A 17,842-nucleotide genomic window follows, 5' to 3' on the forward strand; every position below is an offset into this window, starting at 1 on the left:
TCCTCCGGCATGGCGTTCGTTGAGAAGCAAAATGCTGCCAGGCAGCATCTGGCCTGAGTTGATTTGAGGTCTGACTTTCGGACAGAGATGGGAACCGGTCTCCACCGTCAGCCCAAATCTTGAACAGCCCCCATCATCTACGCCACTCGTTGGTGATCAACATCGCCTCAGTTTCACGACCAAAAGCATCCCCGTTCATCACATCGCTCACATAGCTGCTCACCAAGCGATCATCGGATGCCGAGGCGGTCTGGTAGCCAACATTTGAGCGAACCTTCTTCGTCCGAACGGCAAAATCAATGCGCCATGCGTTTTGTTCTCGACAGGCTACGGCACGCACGACGTCGTTCGGATTGGTGAATTCGAGCTCGCGGCACGGCTCTCCGCTCACGCTCGCGAAGCTAAGCACAGGTTGCACCTTTGAAGCGACGTCCTCGAGGTCCACTGTTGCACCACTAGGCGACGTTTCGAGCGCCGCGAACAAGGGTTCGCCAGGTACGATGCGAGCGGCAATCGCTGGAGTGCCATAAGGTGGATCTCCCAATAATGCACCCTGATAGAGCGCACCGGTGGTCAGTCCCACCACGAGCGCAATCGACGCGGCCATTGCCGTTGGCCGAAAACGCCCGCCGTCCCCGCGATGACGCCGATGGCCTTCCAGATCATTGGCCGCATATCTGTCGCCGGCCATCAGTGCCATGACGGATTGAGGCAATCGACGGTCCGCGGCCTTGGAAGTTGCCTGCCGCATCGACCTATCCGCCTGCCTGAATTGGTTCAGCCGAGCCCGGAGAGCCGGATCATTGTCCAGCGCTGCCCGAACTTCATCGGTCTGCGATGTGCCCAGTTCGCCGTCTAGAAAGGCGGAAAGCATTTCATCTGTGACTGTCATCATTTTCCACCTCGATTGATCGGGACAACATTTGCGCTTTCACCTTGGTCGCAGGCATCGCCACCTAGCGAGCCGTAGGCCGCGAGTTGGTCTCTCGCGCGGGCAACACGGCTCATTACAGTTCCAATAGGGATGCCGATGAGTTCAGCGGCTTCCCGATATTTCATTCCTTCGACCGCGATGAGCATCAGTACCTCTCGATACTCTTGCGATAGCGAGGCGATTGCCCGTTCCACCTGCGACAATTCGATGCGACGCTCGATCGATGCCTCACCATCAACGACTGCTGCATCAGGCACGTCATCGATATTTTGAGCCGTTCTCACATTCCGAAACCGCACTTCGTCTATCCATCTGTTGCGACAGATGCGGAACGCCCAGCGGCGAATGTCGTCGACGCCTGCCGCTCCACGCTGCAGCAATCGCTCGAGCGTGTCATGCAAGAGATCGTCCGCGTCATGTGCGTTGCCGGTGAGCGAGTAACAGTAGCGCCTGAGCGGCGTTAGCACCTCGACCAACTCGGCGCGAAATCCGGCGGAATTCTTACGTTGCATGTCGAATGGACGTGTGAGGGAGCGGCTTTATTCCAGCTGACCAGCGCTGTTGCCCACACGCAAAAATCATGGCTGGATCAGGCCGTGGCCATAAACCTCGTCGCGTCCCCGTTCGCCCAGGTCAATTGCCTGACTTGCCAAGTCCCGGTAATGGCGATGCAGATTGTCGCAACGTCCCGAACGTGCACCGCATCGCAACAAGAACGTTGCGGCCACAAAAGGGGAGGCAAAGGATGTTCCTGTTTGGAGGTCATAGCTTTGCGTGCCCGCCATCGCGGTTTGGACATTAACGCCCGGAGCCGCGAAGGTGATGTGGCTTCCGCGCCCGGCCAGTCGATAGACGCGATTTTCTGGCCCGATGGCCGTAATCGCAATCACTCCGGGATAGGCTGCGGGGTAAGCGGGTCCTGCAGTCGGCCCTCCATTGCCTGCGGCTGCGACGATCACCACCCCTCGTGCCTGGGCTCGCTTAATCGCGGTGTGCAAAATAGCATTTGGGGGGCCTGAAAGACTCATGTTGATGACCGGCACCCGCGCTTCGATCATCCAGTCGATGGCGCGCACCAGATCTGCGGCGGTCGTCGTGACACCTGACTCCCGGTAAGAAACGAAAACGGAAGCGGAATAGAGTCTCGCGTCGGGAATCAGGCCTTCGAAATTCCGATCACGCCCCACCAGGATAGATGCAACAGCCGTTCCGTGCGCGCGTGGCCTGGCTGCATCGCCGCTGGTGAAGTTACGGGTTGCAATATTGCTCTCTTCAAAGGCGGGATGGGCCAAATCGATCTCGCTGTCGATCAGGCCGATCCGACGGTTCGCTACTTTTGAGGCATCGCGACGGCTCATGAAGGAGGCAGGTCGATAGACGGCGCTGTCCGCGACCTTTCCGCGCTGCCACGCGTCGGGGCGATAGACGTGATTGTCATCTACTCGGACACTTGAATTTTCGGGAATCAATTGCTCCAAATCGCGGTCGAAATCGGTGCCGGTCGTAGCAATCTTGACCAGCACCAGGCCGATGCCTTCCAGATCGTTCCTGTCAACCAGCTTAAAACCGCTATCCTGCAATCGTGCGACGTCTTTGGCTTCGACCAGCAAGAGCTTTTCACCAAGCCGGATCTCATGGCCTTCATCGTCAATGCCGATTTCGAGCTCCGGAACGGAAACGCTCCCGAGCCGCTTCCCACGATCGTCGATATCGCTTTCGTCCTCGTCGGCCTCGCGGTCGCGACGTTCCTCTAGCTCATCGGCTCCTTCATCGAATTGCTCCTCGGCGTTCTCGGCTGCTTCCTCGGCGGCCTCCTGCGCCTCCTCTGCAGCGTCTTCCGCAGCCTGTTCAGCGGCCTCCTGAGCCTCCTCGACAGCTTCTTCCGCCGCCTCTTCGGCCGCTTCTTCAGCCGCCTCTTCTGCCGCCTCTTCCGCAGCTTCTTCAGCTTCTTCTGCGGCGTCCTCGTCAAAATCCTGCGCGCCGACGGGAGCCGTCAACACGGCCCCAAACAGCATGGCTGCGAAGAGGGGGAAGGGCGTTTTCATCACTTTGCTACTCGTTGGCCTGTCCAGCCCTTGGAGCCGGAACGCTGGAGACTTTCTAGGTTCTGGTGCGAGCCATCGTCAAATTGGATATGTCGCTTGGACCCAGCGACGGCTTGAAGCGAAAGGGGGCGGAGCATGGCGAAAGCATTCCTTTCCAATCCGCCCCCAAGCATCGTCGCAATTGCCGTTGGCGTTAAAGCTCCAATACCATACCAGCGCTCAGGCGGTTTTCGGTGTAATCGGCCGAGGGCAGGTTCGAACTGCGATTGGTGTAGCGATAGCCAATTTCCGCGCTGAGGCCCGCGCCGACAGGCACCGAAAGTTCGACCTCGCCGCGAAAACGATCCTCCGTACGGATTTCGCCGATTGACGGGGTGATCGCTTTGTAATCGCGATCCCGATAATCGATACCGAACTGCACGTGGGGTCCGTCACGACCGCCTGCGATCGGGAGTTTCAGGTCGGCTCCGACAACAAAGCCATCATAGTCGAACGCTGGATCGACCGCATCCTCTTCTTCCCACCGGCCGCTGACGGAGACGAACCCGGCATTGTTGTTGAAGAATTTGAACACGCTCGCGCCGAGCTGGTTTCCGGTCGCGTCGCGTCCGTCGAGGACCGAGAAGTCCTTGTCGTTATAGGTATAGAATGCACGCGCGAACACACCGTCAGCGACGAACCCCGAGATGCTCGGCGCAATCGACTGCATATCGAACAGCGCGTCACCGCCCAATCGATAGTGCGAAAAAGCATAGCGCGCGCCCAGGCGAGCGCCGGCGATGCGTGTCGAGGCATTCACATCAGCGACATGCGACTGAAGATTGAATTCGTCGAAGTCGAGGTAGATGGACTGACCGAAATCGTAGCCGAATTCGAGCTCGAATGCGTCGGTATCGACCGGTTGATATTCGAGGTCTGCGCCAAGCCGGAAAGCGACATCCCCGTCCGCCTGTTCAAGGTCGATTTCATCGACGACCAGCTGACTGTCATACACCGCGCCCGCTTCGAGTTTGAGCGAGAAATCGTCCTGTGCGAGGGCGCTGGCCGGGGCCAGTAGCGTCGCGCAAGCCAAGAACCGCGCAACTCCGGAAATTCTCATACTATTACTCCTTAAAAGAGGAGAGCGCGCCAGATCCCGATGGTGCGCGCTCTCCGATATTCCTTATCGGTTCGACTTAGTCGTCGACCTCATCCTCGGCATCTTCCTCGGCTGCTTCTTCTGCAGCTTCTTCGGCGGCCTCGCGGGCTTCTTCTTCGGCTTCCTCGGCGGCCTCGCGCGCTTCTTCTTCGGCTTCCTCGGCGGCCTCGCGAGCTTCCTCCTCGGCCTCCTCGGCAGCCTCACGGGCTTCTCTCGCAGCGTCATCGGCATTATCCGCCAGATCCTCGAGGCGATCTTCTTCGATGTCGGCGAGGTCCTCCTGGAGATCCTTCTCCAAATCAGCCAGCTCTTCGGCGAGTTCGGCCTCTTCCTCGGCGAGCTCCTCGTCGAGTTCGGCCATTTTCTCGTCAAGGTCGGCCTGTGCGTTGGCAATATCGTCGGCGGTCGCGTCGGGGTCGTTCAGCACGGCATCGAACTCACGCTGGGCCTCCGCCCGCTCTGCTTCGATGTCGGCGACCTCATGATCGAATTCCGCGAGAGCGTTGGCTGCATCCGCCTCATATTCGGCCTGCGCCTCGTCCGCTTCGGCGTCATGTTCGCTTTGGATCTCCACGGACTCATCGTCCGCGATTACCTGCGCGGCAAGCGGGGTGCTCATCCAGCCGGCCGCCGCAGCAAGCGCTATCAGGGAAGTGGTGTTCTTGATCGTCGTCATGTCTCGTTCCTTCAGGATTGAAGCCATCTCATGCGCCGTCATCTGCGCAGTCTCACCGAAGACGATCAGGGTCGCGGGTTTATTCCCGCTAGCGTTCAAGATGTGTCGAGCGGATCTCGAAACGACCATCCATCCCAAAGATCTGGGTCGCCGAGCATGGCTCGGAGGCTCAGATTGCATGCCTACTGCCCCTCGCAGTTTACACGCTAAAAAGCATGGAATGGTGAGTAAGGCATTGTTTTTTCATGCAAAGGTACGGGATCGCCTTAAGCTCAAATGAGTGCGGTTTACATTCGACCTTGACGCCGAAACTAAGAAATCTATGAGCGTCTTCAACGCGATGCGGGTGTAGCTCAATGGTAGAGCAGGAGCTTCCCAAGCTACCCGAAATGGCAGTTTTCCGTAATCGCTGCTGTAAACTGCGCGAGAATCGCTCGTTTCAGATCAATAGTTTACAGATGGCCTGTAAACTGGATTGAGCAGTCCTCTGCCCTCGCCTCCACCACCGTCAAGCGTCTGCTATGCGCCCCATTCCGGCCTTTCGAACGTCCGAGACATTTCGCCGTAGGCCGCCGGACCGGTTCGGATACAAAGCCTAGCGAACCACCTCGGTCCTATCCGCCTTCCCGTGCGCGGCCGTTTCTTTCCTGGCCATGCCGGCCAGAGGAGAAGTCAGATGGGAATGTCAGAATTCGATCCGCGCGCGCGTTCGATTCGTCCTTGGAATGTAGGCACACAGGTTGGCTTAAAGCGACCGCTGACGCAGAAGCAAATATGGGCGATCCGTTTTCACCTCGATCGTAAGCAACGCTTTCGTGACAGGGCGCTGTTCGATCTCGCGATCGACAGCAAGCTACGAGGTTGCGATCTCGTCGAGCTGAAGATCGGCGACTTGGTTGCAGGCGCCGAGATCCGACACCGAGCCACGATCATTCAACGGAAAACGAAGCGACCGGTGCAGTTCGAAATCGCTCAGGACGCTAGAGCGAGCCTCTTGGTCTGGCTCGAGCTTCGCGGAGGCAGCGTCGAGGACTTCGCCTTCCCCAGTCGGGTCGATCACGATCGGCATCTGAGTACGCGCCAGTACGCTAGGCTCGTCGATGAATGGGTCACCGCAGTCGGGCTGCGACGAAAGGATTATGGCACCCATTCACTGCGACGCACGAAAGCGTCGATCATTTACAAAGCGACAGGCAATCTCCGAGCCATTCAAATCCTGCTCGGTCATTCCAAGATCGAGAACACCGTGCGCTACCGCGGCGTCGACATCGAAGACGCCCTCACGTTGTCGGAGAAAATCGAGATCTAAGGACCGCGCCAGTCTCCTTAGGAGGCTGGCGCACCAACCAAGCGGCCGCTTTCATTTGATCTTGAGCGCTTCAGCAGCGACCGATTAGGGGTGGGAAGCGGACATTGATCAGCCTACTTGTCCGCCCCCTCCTGCAATCTTCTGGTGGTTTGGCGGTCAACCCGTCGTCTTGAGTGCCGCCATGTCCTCGAACAAACCCTCCGGAGTAGTCTCTTCGCCCCTGGCGTTGACCTGTTCGAACAGGTCATGAAACCCCGCCGCTTCGACGTCTCGTTCCAGGGTCTCAGCAGCACGACGGTCTGGCATTTTCCAAACAGCGAGATAGCGGTAATCGACTGAATGCGGGACATCTTTATCAAGCAGCGCGAAGTGAAGAGGCTCTATTCCCAAACTTACCAAGTTACCGATGCTCTCTTGAACTCGCGACAAATAGTTCTTTCTGTCAGAGTGCTCCATATCTAGCCATTTCTGCTTGGCTTTCCATAGTTCGACATAAATATACATCGTTTCCCAGTCTCCCCATTTTAGATCGAGCATTAGCTCAGTCCCGACTACCCAATTTATTGGTCATAGGCTGTAGGTCAACAGGAGCCATCCCGTTCGTAATCTTGGCTTCGAAGCATCGATGCCCATTCCGCGATGGGGTCGATCGCAGCCGTGTCGCTTTCGGGATGCTTGAACCCGTCCTCACGGTGCGGCATCGTCCGCCCGCTCGAGGTAGCGCAATTCATTGGCTGAGCTCAGGCCCTCGCGACTGCGCTTGATCGCGGTAATTCGACCGTCAGGAATGCATATCGGCATTATCGGTCTCATCGGCGTCGCTCGTGTGAGCGTCCCACTGAGACGTGAAAGGGCCGCTTGCAACCAGCGTGATGAGCACAATGGCGGCCATCAGGATTGCGAGCCAAAGTTCCCCCATGCCGCAGGCCAGCCCGATCGCTCCGGCGCTCCAGATTGCCGCCGCCGAACCAGCGCCCTGGACGAACCCGCCCTGTCGGAACATTGCACCCGCTCCCAGAAACCCGATCCCGGTGATGACGCCCTCGACTACGCGGGTCGGGTCGATGCGCGTTTGCGGATCGGACGTGGCAGCCAGCATTTCGATCGACGCGATAAGAAGCCCGCACGAGCCTACCGAGATGATGATGAAAGGGCGGAAATCGATCGGCTTCTTTCTGAAGAAGCGTTCCAGCCCGATCAGGAACGGTAAGACCGTAGCGGCTCCAAGGCGCAGAAATGACTCGCTCCAGCTTAATGCACTCGGGGAAAAAGCCTCCATGGCCGAGTAATGAATGTGCGGCTTCGATGGTTGCAGGCGCCGTGCGCTGTTGAAACCTTGAAGGCGGTGTACCGTTGAGGCGCTTGGGGGCGTGTCTGCGCTTGAAAGGAAACTCATGGCGACTGACCAGACTTTCCAATCCCGAATAGATGAAGAACCCGATCTGCCGGGTGCCGAAGCCGAACTCGACGAACAGCCCAACTGGCAACCGCGTTATCGCGGGTCGAAGCGGCTCGAGGGCAAGGTCGCCATCGTCACGGGTGGCGACAGCGGGATCGGCCGTGCCGTGGCCGCGCTCTTTGCTCGCGAGGGCGCGGATATCGCCATCGTGTATCTGGCTGACGAAGAAACCGAAGATGCGCGCACGACCCAAGAAGCCATTAAGGCCGAAGGGCAGGAAGCTATCCTGCTGCAAGGCGCCCTGGGATGCGAGATGTTTGCGCGTGAAGTGGTCGAACGCACGGTCAGGCAATTCGGGCGGCTCGATGTGCTGGTGAACAATGCGGGAGAGCAGCATCCCGACGACGAAATCAGAGCAATTACCGACGAACAACTTCGCCGTACCTTCCAAACCAATGTCTTCTCGATGTTCTATTTGGTTCAGGCTGCGCGCCCCCATCTCGAACGCGGCAGCGCGATCATCAACTGCACGAGCGTTACGATGTACAAGGGATCGGACAATCTCCTCGACTATTCCGCGACGAAGGGGGCCATCACGGCCTTTACCCGTTCGCTGTCCGAAGCTCTGGTTGGCGACGGCATTCGGGTCAACGCCGTGGCTCCCGGACCGATCTGGACGCCGCTCAATCCTTGTGGAGGCCAACCTCCCGAGGAGATGGATGATTTCGGCAAGGATACGCCGATGGGTCGGCCGGGCCAGCCAAACGAGGTCGCCCCAGCCTTCCTGTTTCTTGCGTGCGAGGATTCGAGTTACATGTCAGGTCAGGTCCTGCACCCAAATGGCGGTATCGTCGTCGGGAGTTGAAGCCCTGCCGCTATAACAAACGAAGGAGGAGCCCAATGCCTGCCAAGTCGAAGGCCCAGCAGAAAGCAGCCGGGGCCGCTCTGTCCGCGAAGCGCGGGGAGACAAAGGTCAGTGACCTCGAGGGGGCGTCGCGCGAGATGTACGATTCGATGGCAGAGCGCGAACTGGAGGAATTTGCGAGCACCCCCCGGAAAGGCAAACCGGAGCACAAATCGTCGACCTGAGCGGTCCTTACCGCTCGGAGCGCCGGAATCGTCTCCTGCTCGCCGCAGTGCGGAAAAGGTTGTCCGCCTAGGCGCTCTCAACCCTCTCAATGTCACCAATGCTTCGGCGAACGACCGCTATGGGGTCGTTAGCGGACGTTGAGGCCTGGCTCTTGCTCAAAGGCTGCTGTGATCGAGGGCGAAACCAAGAGCGGACCGCCTGCTACCGGCCCAGCAAACGACATTGGCTTTATGTGCCAAGCATCCGCTATCTATCAAATCACCACGAGACTGTTCTTCTGGATGCGCCAATCACGTCCGCGGTGACTTATCTGTCACAATCCGACCACTGTCGTCCAAACCTACACCGACGCCCAGCTCTCGCCGCCGAGCGAAATAAACACTTTCCTTTGCAGATGGCTTTTTAAGGGTATTGGCAATCTCTTGCGCTGACGGAGTGGAATTATGCGCATTTCGTCCCTGCCCAGATGAATTGCTCTCTTCCATCGTTGCTTCCTCCATAACGCTTAACCCATCTCTCAATAGCACAGATTTGGTTCATGATCGCGAGCACGGAGTTCGACAGAGATTCCGTTTAGGGCTCAGCGCCGGGCGTTATCGGACAGTCGGCTGTCGGCCCAAAAACGCGGGTCTTGGCGAGGCTATAGTCAAACAGGCGTGATGGTTACGAGACAGTGGTCGCCGGTTTCCAATCGTGCCTTTTGGCATTGTGAGCTGGGAATATTGAAAAAGAAAACGTCAGAGCCTTTTCCCCAAGGTCGAATATTCCCCTTGAATTGGGGAGTACCGTTTAAGCTGATTAACGCCTCGAACGCTTGTTTTGCCCCAAGCAGGTCCTCAGGCTTGATCACAATGTAACGGGGAAGATCGGTACGCTTCCGCAGTATCCGCGCCGAAAATTCAATCCTTGGCTTCTCCATATCCCTGACCCCATTCATCACGGCGTTCTGGCGTCCATCTGCACGACGCCCCCCCATCCAACCAGCCTGTCCGCAATTGGAGTAGTAAGCGGACGTGAGTTCAACGTCCCCCAATCAACTACCGCAGCAACCGCCGGAGTTTCCGGCAGCGCGAGCTTCTTGGATAGGCGGACAAGGCACATTTGCGTGGGAGCAGAACACGCAACAATCGCCTTTCTTAGGGCGTAGGATCTCACCGCAATGCCGGCAGTCGTAGAAAAACTGGCAGGCATCTGTCGGCATTGTTTCTGTCGAGACACCGCCACAAGTTGGGCAGGTGATAGTTGAGCGAAGTTCGGTCATTGTTGGAGCAACCAAGACCGGATCGGCCCTTCGAAAAGGCTTTTCCACGCTAGGGATAGCAGCACGAATGCGGTTGCCGCGCTAAGGAGTGCGAACGTGCGTCGACTTGGTTTCGTAGCAAAGCAATCGCCCTCGATGCTGCATCGCCGCTGCCTAGCGAAATAACTCGCCCACCCCACGACGACCGCTAGACCAGCAATGATAGTCAACGGCCAATGGTAGGGCACGACCAAGGCCAATCCGCCCGCACTCATTCCGGCAAGCGCGAGCGCGACGGGAAGGACGCAGCAGGCCGCAGCGGAGAAAACAGCTCCAACGCTTGCTGCAAAGCCGACCGCCATGACGGATTGCTCGCGCTTGGTTGAAGAGTTGGGCGGATTTGAAGTCTCACTAATCATCATCGCCACATGCGTTATGGAATGAATGGGGTCAACGAAACGCCCGCAACGGGTTGGTGGCCGTCGTTGGCGGCACGGGCGTGCCGAGTGTCTGTTTGCCCAGTTCTCGGCGCTGGAAGCGGGCAGTCAGCTATCGGCCCAAGTTCGGTCAGAAAGACTTGCACCCAACCAAGCTTGGAGGAGCCAGCGCAGAACGATCAGCGATGAGCTTGAGCGCGACTAGCTCCGCGACGCGCAAGACGTCTTCGGCCGGTTCGATCATCTCGGTCTTGGGCGCAGCGCTCATCAGGGGAGCTTTTTGGACCGCTGGATAGTTAACGAGGAAGAATCGCTCCGGGGACGGATCGCGCTTCACACTGGAGTCATCAGATGCGCATCGCTCTCGTCGCCCCCCTCGCCGAGTCCATCCCGCCGCGGCTTTACGGTGGCACCGAACGCGTCGTCGCATGGCTCGCAGACGCGCTTGTAGATCGAGGTTTAGACGTCACCCTTTTCGCCAGCGGGGATAGTTGCACGAAGGCAGAACTCCATCCGTGCGCGGAGGAAGGTCTTCGCCTAAAGAATATCGATGATCACTTACCGCACATGTTTTGCATGTTCGATAAAGTCCGCGAACGGGTGGACGAATTCGATATCCTCCATTTCCACACCGATTTTTTCCACTTCCCTGTATTCCAGCCCTACGTCGAACGCTGTTTCACGACTCTTCACGGGCGCCTGGATCTTCCCGACACATTTTGCGCCTACGAGCATTTCGACAGGATGCGGCTGGTAAGTATCTCAGATGACCAACGCCGGCCGATGCCGAATGCCAATTTCTCGCGAACGATCTATCACGGCATGCCTGCCGATTTGCTGCCCTACTCGCCTCAATCCGGGGACTACCTTGCCTTTCTCGGTCGAATATCGCCGGAAAAACGCCCAGATCGCGCAATCGAGATTGCGAAGAGGGCCGGCCGTAAACTCAGGATTGCCGCCAAGGTAGACAATGCCGATCGCGACTATTTCGAGCGCGAAATCAAACCGATGCTGGACCACCCTCTTATAGAATTCATCGGCGAGATCGACGATCGCGAAAAAGCCGAATTTCTGGGCGGCGCGATCGCCTTGTTGTTCCCCATCGATTGGCCTGAGCCCTTCGGACTTGTCATGATCGAGGCCATGGCGACTGGTACACCGGTTATCGGCTGGCGCAACGGTTCGACGCCAGAGGTCATCCGGGATGGAAGAAGCGGACTTCTGGTGAAGACTATCGAAGAAGCGGTCGAGGCGGTGGAAAAATGCGCCTCGCTATCTCGTTCGAAGGTGAGGGAAAGTTTTGACCAAAGATTCACTGCGGATATCATGGCCGCAAATTACGCGGACCTGTTTCGAGGAGCATTAGTGGAGACGACGAGTCCTTCGGTTGAAGGGCAATCACTATTATTCCGGTAAATGGAGCGCACGAACATTGCGATGAACGACGCAGATTTCGAACAGCTGGATTACCACGTCGAGGCCACGGCATCCCTCGTCGATCAACCTCTGCGGACCCTCAAGTCCGGCGATGTTTTCGCGATCTTCGATCAACAGGGTAATTTTCACGGGGGCGCGGACGGGCTGTTCTTTCTCGATACCAGATTCCTGTCGCGCTATCAGCTCAGAATAGCCGGTAGCGAACCGCTTCATCTGGGCGCTGTGGTGAGCGACGATGATATCGTAATGGTGGTGGATCTCACCAATGCCGACGTCGGCAGCGGGAGTTCGCGGCATCCTTGGCTCCACAGCGATACGCTTCACATATCGCGAATGAAACTCATACGAGATCAAGTCGCTTACGAGCGTTTGCACATACGCAGCTATAATCCGATAGGCCGACCTGTCCCGGTTGAAGTGCGTTTCGATGCGGATTTCGCCGACCTATTCGAGGTGCGAGGTGCAAGGCGCGATCGCCGCGGCAAACGTCGAGTTCGTGTGGAAAAGAACGCGGTGCGTATGCAATATCGCGGGTTGGACGCGATCCTGCGCGAAACCGTTTTGACCTTCTCACCACCCCCGGACCGGCTCGATAAGAACGCCGTCCAATGGGACCTCGACTTCGACGAGGCGAACGAGATTGTCCTCGAAATCGCAATCGGCTGTCGCCTCGGCGATCAGGAAGCTACCGAGCGGTCTTTTGACGAAGCGCTAGCGTTGTGCCGCGGCGAGCAGCAGGAGTTTGAGCGATATTGGCCATCGATCGAAGGCGACGATACCGATTTCAATCGTTTGACGAAGCGCAGTGCGTCGGATCTGCGCATGCTTGCCAGCGAAACGGAACATGGTTGGTATCCCTATGCAGGCATACCTTGGTACAGCACGGTCTTTGGTCGAGACGGCATCATTACGGCCATGCAGTCGCTCTGGCTTGCCCCCGAATTCGCCCGTGGCGTCTTAATAACACTGGCCGCAACCCAGGCGTCCGAAATCGATGCGAGCGCCGATTCCGAGCCCGGCAAAATCCTTCATGAAACACGATCCGGGGAAATGGCGCGCCTCGGCGAAGTGCCATTCCGCCGATATTACGGCACGGTCGATGCTACCCCGCTCTACGTGTGGCTCGCCGCTCTTTATTACGAGAGAACCGGCGACCTTCGCACGATTGAAGTCATCTGGCCCAACATCTTATCTGCCATCGATTGGATGGAAGAATTTGGTGACGTCGACGGCGATGGGTTTATCGAATATTCCCGCGCCAAGGATAGCGGCCTGTCCAATCAAGGCTGGAAAGACAGCGGAGACGCTATCTTCCACGACGATGGACGATTGGCGATTGGCCCCATCGCGCTTTGCGAAGTCCAAGGATATGCATTTGCCGCGTTCAAAGGAGCAGCGGCTCTCGCCGAAGTGTTTGGGGACACGGATCGCAGCACAACGCTACGCAAGCGGGCGGCAGACCTCCGTGAAACATTTGAAGAGGCATTCTGGCTGGACGGTCTGGGTACCTACGCTCTCGCGCTCGATGGTCAGAAGAGACCATGCACCGTCGTATCCTCAAATGCCGGCCAATGTCTCGCTACGGGCATTGTTTCGAGGGATCGCGCCGATCGGGTCGCTGCGACCCTCTTCGACGAAAACTCTTTCACAGGTTGGGGAATACGCACGATCCGGTGTGAAGAAGCCCGATACAATCCCATGAGCTATCATAACGGCTCGATATGGCCTCATGATAATAGTCTGATCGCGTGGGGTTTGTCCCGCTATGGCCATCAGGACAAGGCCGCACGACTTCTCACCAGCATGGTGGACGTCGCCAGATATGACGAAAACCGGCGCCTGCCCGAGCTATTCTGTGGCTTTAGCCGCGAACCCGGCCGCGGACCAACCTCCTATCCCGTGGCTTGTTCGCCGCAGGCTTGGGCCGCCGCGGCACCGTTCGCGATGCTGAAAGCAAGTCTCGGGTTGAATATCGACTGCCTCACCAATCGCATAACCCTTCAGAGACCAACACTTCCGGATTTCCTAACAGAATTGCACATAAACAGGATTACTGTTGGAGAAAGTCTGGTTTCGCTACGAATCCGGCGAAGCGCTGAGAGCGTGACATGTTCGGCCAGCCGGCACCGCGGCGAGACTGAAGTAGTCATTTTTCATTAAGTTTCCCGAACGGCCCATCAGGTCTTGGCTCAGCGTTTTTTCTGCGCTTCGTTTTTTCGTTTCGTGGACGGATCGATGATATCGATATAAGGCGGGGCTATGAAGCGCGTCAGCCATTATATCGATCCAGCTATCCTCGAGGGCATATTGGCGACGGCGCTTGACGCCGTCATCGTCTCGGATGCCGACGGCAAAATTGTCGAATGGAATCAACAAGCCACCACGACGCTCGGCTGGAAGCGCGAGGACATCATCGGCAAGACGCTGAAGCGCACTATCGTCCCCGAATGCCATCGTGAAAGCCACGCGGCCGGAATGGCGCGTCTAAAGAATGGCGCGCCGGCACGCATCCTGAATCGCAGGCTGGAATTGATGGCCCGTCACCGGTCGGGCGAGGAGATTCCGGTCGAGATGGCGATTACCGAGATTGGCAAGAACCCCAACAACCTCTTCATCGGCTTCCTGCGCGACATCACCGAACGGAAGAAATACGAGGACGCTTTAACCCGAAGAGCCGTTGAGGCGGAATCCATCGCCACCATGTCGGGGGAAGTCGCCAACGCCCGCGATTTCGAAAGCGCCCTCACCCGCAGCCTCGATGCAATTCTTCAACTCACCGAGTGGCCAGTCGGTCATGCCTTCATTCGTCCTAATCCCGACCCGGTGCTCGTCTCCTCGGGGGTGTGGGTCGAACGTGATGCCGATTGCGCTCGACTCAAGGCCGCGACGAAGGATGCGGTTTTCCCCATTGGGGTGGGAATGCCTGGCAAGATCCTCGCCACGGGAGAGCCGATGTGGATCGAGAACATCGAGCGATATCCCGAATTTATTCGTCAGGATCACGAATTCGGGAGCGCGTTCGGGTTTCCGCTGAAGTCGGAAGGCATCGTGATCGCGGTGCTGGAGTTCTTCGCAAACTCGGCTACCCGCCCCCCCGAGGAGCTCCTGAAGACCGTGAAGGTGCTGGGTGAGCAACTGGGCGTTGTGATCGAGCGAAAACGCCAGGAGGACCGCCAGAAGACCCTAGTGAACGAACTCAATCACCGAGTGAAGAATACGATCTCGATCGTCCAGGGAATAGCTCACCAGACCTTCGTGGACGGCGCCCCGATGGACCAAGCGCGCGAAATCTTCATGCGACGGCTCAATGCGGTGGCCTCCGCACACCAGCTGCTCATGTCGGAGAACTGGAAGCACGCATCGATTACCGACATCGTGGCGCACGCGATCGAAGGATGCGGCGGTGCGCTCGACCGGATTCGCATTACCGGTCGCGATTTTGATGTTCGGCCCGAGATAGCCGTGTCGATAGCGCTCGCCATCCACGAATTGTGCACCAACGCTTATAAGTATGGGGCGCTTTCCGTGCCCGAGGGGCACGTCGAAATTCGCTGGACGTTGGCACCAGAGGCCGATGCCCCTACCTTTCTATTCAGGTGGGCTGAGTTCGACGGCCCTCCGGTCAGTCCGCCGACGAAAAGGGGTTTCGGATCGCGACTGCTCGAGCGCGGTCTTTCGAAGAGCTTAGGTGGTAAGGTCGACCTGATTTTCGACCCGGCGGGGTTTCGCGCTCGCTTTACGTCTCCACTTAGCAGGAAGGACAACGAGACGGAGTGATCGTCACACGTCTGCCGCCCGGGTAGCCCGAGTGAGATGCGCCAGGAGGCCCGGCCGGGCGTTCAGGACCCACCTCCAATCCGCCCACGAGGATCGGCTTGCGACGCGTTAGCGCCTTCTCTCCCTTGACCGATCGACTACGCGAGTAAATTGTCGAAGACAGTCTTGTCGTCGTACCTGCCGTCGGAGATGGATCATGTATGAGCGCGCCATAGTTGCCGTCGATGTCTATGACGAAGCCGGAACGACGCAAACCCTACGCAAGGCGAAACACCTCGCCGAGGCGTTTGGCACCGCACTTCACATCGTCTTCGTGAGACCGAAACTGCCAGCACGATACATGATGCTCGTGCCTGACGACTTCCAAGCGATCCGACAGGATGAAGCACTCCAAAAGCTCATCGAAGCGGGTGAAGTGGCTGAACTGAATATCACCGACTCCGATTTCACCTCCCCCCAAGGCTCGGTTTCGGATGAAATCCTCAATGCCGTGGAAGAATTGAAGGGTGATCTCATCATCCTCGGTGCTCAGCAATCGAATTTTGCCCGATTGTTTATCGGGTCGAACAGCAACTCGATCATGCGCCATTCGACCGTTGACGTGTTGCTGGTTCGTTTCACCGCTTCGAACGACTAGACCGAACGTGGAAGCCCACGCCCACATCCCTCATCTAAGGGAAGTACTGCTGTTTCTTGCCACAGCAGGGATTGTCGTGCCGATGCTTCAACGACGGATCAGCCCTGTTCTTGGCTATTTCATCGTCGGCGGTCTCATAGGGCCTTTCGGACTGGGGCTCTTGGCAGGTGAATTTGACGCCCTCCAATGGCTCGTAATCGACGATCTGGAAGGCGTAACGGCGCTTGCCGAACTAGGAGTTATCTTCCTCCTATTCGTCATCGGGCTGGAACTCTCCTTCGCACGTCTATGGTCAATGAGACGGCTCGTTTTCGGGCTCGGCAGCGCACAGATCATTGCCACTGGGGCGGTTATTGCCATCATCGCGATGTCCTGGGGCAACCCCCTCGCCACTTCGATCATTCTGGGCGCCTGCCTAGCCCTTTCCTCGACCGCGATCGTCACTGAGATACTTGTCAGCCGCGGTCAACTAGGCTCAACCTCGGGCCGCGCCACCTTTTCCATCCTGCTGATGCAGGACTTGGCGGTGGTGCCCATCCTTTTCGCGGTCAGCATACTCGGTGCACTTGCCGTCGATAATCTTCTTATCGGCCTCGGGATCGCGCTGGGCGAGGCGCTGTTGACCATACTCGTCATCTACCTCGTCGGTCGCCTGGCGATCCGACCTCTCCTGCGTCTCGTAGCCGACACGCATAGTCGCGAGGCCTTCGTGGCTGCGATCCTGCTTATTGCGGTCGGCACGGCAGCGCTGAGCGGGGTCGCCGGTCTTTCGATGGCGCTCGGCGCTTTTCTCGCCGGACTGCTCATCGCGGAGACCGAATTTCGCCATCAGGTGAAAGTCGATATAGAACCCTTCAAGGGCCTCATGCTTGGCCTCTTTTTCATGTCCGTTGGCATGGGGATCGATTGGCGATGGGTCATCGAGAACCCCTTTTGGATTTTCGCCTCAGCCGTGGGCCTCGTCCTCCTCAAGGTCGCGGTAATTTGCCCAATCGCCATCCTATGGAAGCTTCCAAGAGCACGCGCGATCGAGGTCGCCATCCTTCTTGGCCAAGCGGGTGAGTTCGGGTTCTTGATCATCGGCCTTTCGACCAGTGTGGGCTTGCTCGATGCGGAAGTTGGGCAGTTCATGCTGATCGTGGTAGGCATCACCATGCTCGCAACCCCCGGACTTGCATGGCTCTCCCGCGTCGTCGGGCTGAAACTCGAGCATCGGGACGATTATCACGATGCGGCCGAGCGCATAACTTTACCAAGCCATCTCGAGGGTCATGTCCTCATCGCGGGCTTCGGCCGCGTCGGGCGTCACGTTGCCGAAGTCCTCGACGAACATGATATTGCTTATGTCGCAATCGAAAAGGATGCCGCATCCGTCAGGCGATCGGACACTGGGCCGATGGTACATGTCGGCGACGCGGCCCGAGTCGACTTCTTGAAAGAAGTCGGTCTCGATAGAGCGGGGGCCATTGTCGTTACGCTTGGTGACCCCGAAGCGTCAGAAGCACTGGTCGAGCAAATCCGACAAATCGCCCCAGGCCTACCCATCTTTGCCCGGGCGCGTACCGCCGCCGACGCCGAGGCACTTCTCGCGAAGGGCGCGCATACCGCGGTACCGGAGACCTTTGAAGGAAGCCTGCGCCTCGCTATGCGCGTTCTGTCTGAATATGGCCGCGACGAGCCAACTCTTGAACGCTGGATGGCAGGCCAGCGCGCCGACTGAGCC

General features: G+C 57.9%; 17 protein-coding genes. 8 read left to right on the top strand and 9 right to left on the bottom strand.

Going from position 1 to position 17,842, the window contains the following annotated elements:
- Positions 1–133: 133 nt before the first annotated feature.
- The 5 genes from L8951_RS01625 to L8951_RS01645 form a co-directional block, all read right to left on the bottom strand.
- Complete coding sequence (locus tag L8951_RS01625; protein WP_244381258.1) at positions 134–895, bottom strand: hypothetical protein; 762 nt, start codon at positions 893–895, stop codon at positions 134–136.
- Positions 892–1,446 carry an RNA polymerase sigma factor gene (locus tag L8951_RS01630; RefSeq protein WP_244381259.1) on the bottom strand — a complete coding sequence of 185 codons (555 nt, stop codon included), beginning with the start codon at positions 1,444–1,446 and terminating at the stop codon, positions 892–894. The genes L8951_RS01625 and L8951_RS01630 overlap by 4 nt, the downstream gene beginning before the upstream one ends.
- 66 nt (positions 1,447–1,512) lie before the next feature.
- Positions 1,513–2,979, bottom strand: a complete 1,467-nt coding sequence (locus tag L8951_RS01635; protein WP_244381260.1) for a S8 family serine peptidase — start codon at positions 2,977–2,979, stop codon at positions 1,513–1,515.
- A gap of 193 nt (positions 2,980–3,172) precedes the next feature.
- Complete coding sequence (locus tag L8951_RS01640; RefSeq protein ID WP_244381261.1) at positions 3,173–4,078, bottom strand: porin family protein; 906 nt, start codon at positions 4,076–4,078, stop codon at positions 3,173–3,175.
- A gap of 76 nt (positions 4,079–4,154) precedes the next feature.
- Complete coding sequence (locus L8951_RS01645) at positions 4,155–4,793, bottom strand: hypothetical protein (protein ID WP_244381262.1); 639 nt, start codon at positions 4,791–4,793, stop codon at positions 4,155–4,157.
- 676 nt (positions 4,794–5,469) lie between these two features.
- On the opposite strand from L8951_RS01645, the gene L8951_RS01650 reads away from it, so the two are divergent.
- The gene (locus tag L8951_RS01650) at positions 5,470–6,102 is read left to right on the top strand and encodes a tyrosine-type recombinase/integrase (protein WP_244381263.1); all 633 of its coding nucleotides are present in this window, start codon (positions 5,470–5,472) and stop codon (positions 6,100–6,102) included.
- Between the two features lie 156 nt (positions 6,103–6,258).
- Here the strand turns inward: L8951_RS01650 and L8951_RS01655 are convergent, their stop codons facing one another.
- Positions 6,259–6,639 (bottom strand): DUF6616 family protein, encoded by a 381-nt coding sequence (locus tag L8951_RS01655; protein WP_244381264.1) that lies wholly within the window; start codon positions 6,637–6,639, stop codon positions 6,259–6,261.
- 244 nt (positions 6,640–6,883) lie between these two features.
- Entirely contained in the window at positions 6,884–7,498 is a 615-nt protein-coding gene (locus L8951_RS01660; protein ID WP_244381265.1) for an MgtC/SapB family protein, read from the bottom strand.
- Between L8951_RS01660 and L8951_RS01665 the strand changes: the two genes are divergently transcribed.
- The gene (locus L8951_RS01665; protein WP_244381266.1) at positions 7,497–8,366 is read left to right on the top strand and encodes an SDR family oxidoreductase; all 870 of its coding nucleotides are present in this window, start codon (positions 7,497–7,499) and stop codon (positions 8,364–8,366) included. The genes L8951_RS01660 and L8951_RS01665 overlap by 2 nt on opposite strands.
- A gap of 35 nt (positions 8,367–8,401) precedes the next feature.
- Positions 8,402–8,590: a DUF3008 family protein gene (locus L8951_RS01670; protein WP_244381267.1), complete on the top strand. Its 189-nt coding sequence runs from the start codon at positions 8,402–8,404 to the stop codon at positions 8,588–8,590.
- Positions 8,591–9,237: 647 nt separating this feature from the next.
- On the opposite strand, the gene L8951_RS01675 is transcribed toward L8951_RS01670, so the two are convergent.
- Both L8951_RS01675 and L8951_RS11445 read right to left on the bottom strand, forming a co-directional pair.
- Positions 9,238–9,567 carry a hypothetical protein gene (locus tag L8951_RS01675; protein WP_244381268.1) on the bottom strand — a complete coding sequence of 110 codons (330 nt, stop codon included), beginning with the start codon at positions 9,565–9,567 and terminating at the stop codon, positions 9,238–9,240.
- Between the two features lie 57 nt (positions 9,568–9,624).
- A complete protein-coding gene (locus L8951_RS11445; RefSeq protein WP_279614674.1) occupies positions 9,625–9,852 on the bottom strand; it encodes a GDCCVxC domain-containing (seleno)protein in 228 nt (75 codons plus the stop codon).
- 767 nt (positions 9,853–10,619) lie between these two features.
- Between L8951_RS11445 and L8951_RS01680 the strand changes: the two genes are divergently transcribed.
- From L8951_RS01680 to L8951_RS01700, 5 genes are all read left to right on the top strand, one after another.
- Complete coding sequence (locus L8951_RS01680) at positions 10,620–11,684, top strand: glycosyltransferase family 4 protein (protein WP_244381269.1); 1,065 nt, start codon at positions 10,620–10,622, stop codon at positions 11,682–11,684.
- 21 nt (positions 11,685–11,705) lie between these two features.
- Positions 11,706–13,865, top strand: coding sequence for an amylo-alpha-1,6-glucosidase (locus L8951_RS01685; protein ID WP_244381270.1), 2,160 nt, complete (start codon positions 11,706–11,708; stop codon positions 13,863–13,865).
- 99 nt (positions 13,866–13,964) lie between these two features.
- Positions 13,965–15,482, top strand: coding sequence for a PAS domain S-box protein (locus L8951_RS01690; RefSeq protein ID WP_244381271.1), 1,518 nt, complete (start codon positions 13,965–13,967; stop codon positions 15,480–15,482).
- A 196-nt stretch (positions 15,483–15,678) separates the two neighbouring features.
- Complete coding sequence (locus tag L8951_RS01695) at positions 15,679–16,119, top strand: universal stress protein (protein ID WP_244381272.1); 441 nt, start codon at positions 15,679–15,681, stop codon at positions 16,117–16,119.
- 7 nt (positions 16,120–16,126) lie between these two features.
- Positions 16,127–17,839, top strand: a complete 1,713-nt coding sequence (locus tag L8951_RS01700) for a cation:proton antiporter domain-containing protein (protein WP_244381273.1) — start codon at positions 16,127–16,129, stop codon at positions 17,837–17,839.
- Positions 17,840–17,842 lie beyond the last annotated feature (3 nt).

Source organism: Sphingomicrobium astaxanthinifaciens, from assembly GCF_022865105.1.
In the GTDB taxonomy this organism is placed as follows: Bacteria; Pseudomonadota; Alphaproteobacteria; order Sphingomonadales; family Sphingomonadaceae; genus Sphingomicrobium; species Sphingomicrobium astaxanthinifaciens.